This is a genomic window from Zhongshania sp. (assembly GCF_041584495.1).
In the GTDB taxonomy this organism is placed as follows: domain Bacteria; phylum Pseudomonadota; class Gammaproteobacteria; order Pseudomonadales; family Spongiibacteraceae; genus Spongiibacter.
The window spans coordinates 1-2,476 of the sequence record NZ_JBFHDY010000240.1 but is presented as its reverse complement, the minus strand read 5'-3'; the positions used below and the strand labels follow the sequence as shown (position 1 = coordinate 2,476).

Genomic DNA, 2,476 nt, shown 5'->3' with positions numbered 1-2,476 from the left:
TGACAGTTCCTGGGTAATCGCTGCCTGACGTGCTTTGTTATAAACCAGCTGCAGACCGTCGATAATATCGCCGGCATTGTCAGTCGCGTTCTTCATCGCGATCATTCTTGCAGCTTGCTCACAGGCACCGTTCTCAACCACGGTCTGGTAAACCTGCGACTCAACATAACGAGTCAGTAAGCCTTCCAGTAATTCTTCCGGGCCGGGCTCGTAAATATAATCCCAGTGATGCTTTAAACTGTCGTCTTGCTCTGCTTCCAGAGGCAGTAACTGGCTTACAAATGGGCTCTGAGTCATGGTGTTCACAAACTCATTACCAACCAGATACAGGCGGTCAATATTGCCTTCGCCGTAAGCGTCGAGCATAACTTTTACACTGCCAATCAAATCAGCAACGCTGGGCGCTTCGCCCATGTCTTTTGCCGCTGCAACTACGTTGCCGCCGTAGCTCTTGAAAAATGCACCGGCTTTGCTGCCGATTAAACACAAATCAATTTCTACATTCTGTTCTGACCATGCTTGCATTGATTTAATGGCTTTTTTGAATACATTTGTATTCAAACCACCGCACAAGCCGCGGTCAGTAGAAACAATGACATAACCGACGCGCTTAACTTCCCGCTCAGTCATATACTGATGACGGTACTCTGGATTAGCATTGGCGATATGACCCACCACCGCGCGCATGCGCCGTGCGTAGGGTTTACCCAATTCCATGCGATCTTGAGCTCTACGCATTTTACTCGCTGCCACCATTTCCATGGCGCTAGTAATTTTTTGCGTGCTCTTGATGCTGGATATCTGGGTGCGTATCTCTTTTGCACCTGCCATGATTCAACAATCCTCAAGCAGAAAAGCTGCACTTACGCGCAGCTTAACGTCTTACCAAGTCTGAGTTGCCTTGAACTTTTCAACGAGTTCTTTGAACTTGCCTTCCAGCTCTGCGTTCCAGTTACCGCTGTCATTGATGTCTTTCATTACTGCAGCGTATTCGCTGTTAGCGAAAGATAAAATTGCTGATTCAAAATCAAGAATTTTGGCAACTTCAACGTTTTTCAGGTGACCTTCGTTGGCGCAGTATAGAGACAGGCCCATTTCAGCAATACTGAGAGGGCTGTACTGTTTCTGCTTCATCAGTTCGGTAACACGCTCACCTTGTGAAAGCTGTGCTTTAGTTGCCTCGTCTAGATCAGAAGCAAACTGCGAGAACGCCGCCAATTCACGGTACTGAGCCAGTGCTGTACGAATACCACCAGACAATTTCTTAATAATTTTTGTCTGTGCTGAACCACCAACCCGCGATACCGAAATACCGGCGTTCATCGCTGGGCGAATACCTGAGTTGAACATATCTGTTTCAACAAAGATCTGACCGTCGGTGATGGAAATAACGTTGGTCGGTACGAAAGCCGATACGTCACCTGCTTGGGTTTCGATAACAGGCAGAGCCGTTAATGAACCTGTTTTACCTTTCACTTCACCGTTGGTAAATTTCTCAACGTAATCTTCTGAAACGCGGGCTGCGCGCTCAAGCAGACGAGAGTGGAGGTAGAATACGTCGCCGGGGTAAGCTTCACGACCCGGTGGACGACGCAACAACAGGGAGATTTGACGGTAGGCCCAAGCCTGCTTGGTCAAATCATCATATATGATCAGTGCGTCTTCGCCGCGATCACGGTAGTACTCACCAATAGTACAGCCCGTGAACGGTGCGATGAACTGCATAGATGCTGGATCAGATGCGGTAGCCGCAACAACCACGGTGTGATCCATTGCGCCGTGCTCTTCTAATTTACGCACTACGGCGGCAATAGAAGATGCTTTCTGACCAATTGCGACGTACACACATTTAATACCAGAAGACTTCTGGTTAATGATGGCGTCGATTGCAATTGCGGTTTTACCGATCTGGCGGTCACCGATAATCAGTTCGCGCTGACCGCGGCCGATTGGCACCATGGCATCAACGGCTTTAAGACCGATCTGCACAGGCTGGTCTACCGACTTACGCCATATTACACCCGGAGCAACTTTTTCAATTGCGTCGGTTAATTTTGCGTTGATAGGGCCTTTACCGTCGATCGGGTTACCCAGTGCGTCTACAACGCGACCAAGCAGTTCCGGACCAACCGGTACTTCTAATATACGACCAGTACATTTACAGGTCTGGCCTTCGGCGATACCAAGGTAGTCGCCCAAAACCACGGCGCCGACCGAATCGCGCTCAAGGTTAAGTGCCATACCAAAACGGCCACCTTCAAACTCGATCATTTCGCCGTACATCACATCGGTTAAACCGTGGATGCGTACGATACCGTCAGATACCGATACTACCGTGCCCTCATTTTGGGCCTGGGCAGACACATCTAAATTGTCGATGCGCTGTTTGATAATATCGCTAATCTCGGATGGATTCAGTTGCTGCATGCTCTGTTCCTCAATCCTATTCTTTAAACGCTCAGGAATTTAATGCTTC

2 protein-coding genes are annotated in these 2,476 nt (G+C 48.7%); both read right to left on the bottom strand.

Going from position 1 to position 2,476, the window contains the following annotated elements:
• Nucleotides 1-831, bottom strand: an 831-nt coding sequence (gene atpG / locus ABYP33_RS18655) for a F0F1 ATP synthase subunit gamma (RefSeq protein ID WP_373092792.1), incomplete at its 3' end; no start/stop codon positions are given.
• Nucleotides 832-882: 51 nt separating this feature from the next.
• On the bottom strand, nt 883-2,427 hold the full coding sequence (atpA, locus tag ABYP33_RS18650) for a F0F1 ATP synthase subunit alpha (RefSeq protein WP_373092790.1): 1,545 nt from the start codon (nt 2,425-2,427) through the stop codon (nt 883-885).
• Between the last annotated feature and the right edge of the window lie 49 nt (nt 2,428-2,476).

Excerpts from the sequence above, each read along its gene's own strand:
- atpA (WP_373092790.1), bottom strand. The coding sequence starts at position 2,427 with ATGCAGCAACTGAATCCATCCGAGATTAGCGATATTATCAAACAGCGC.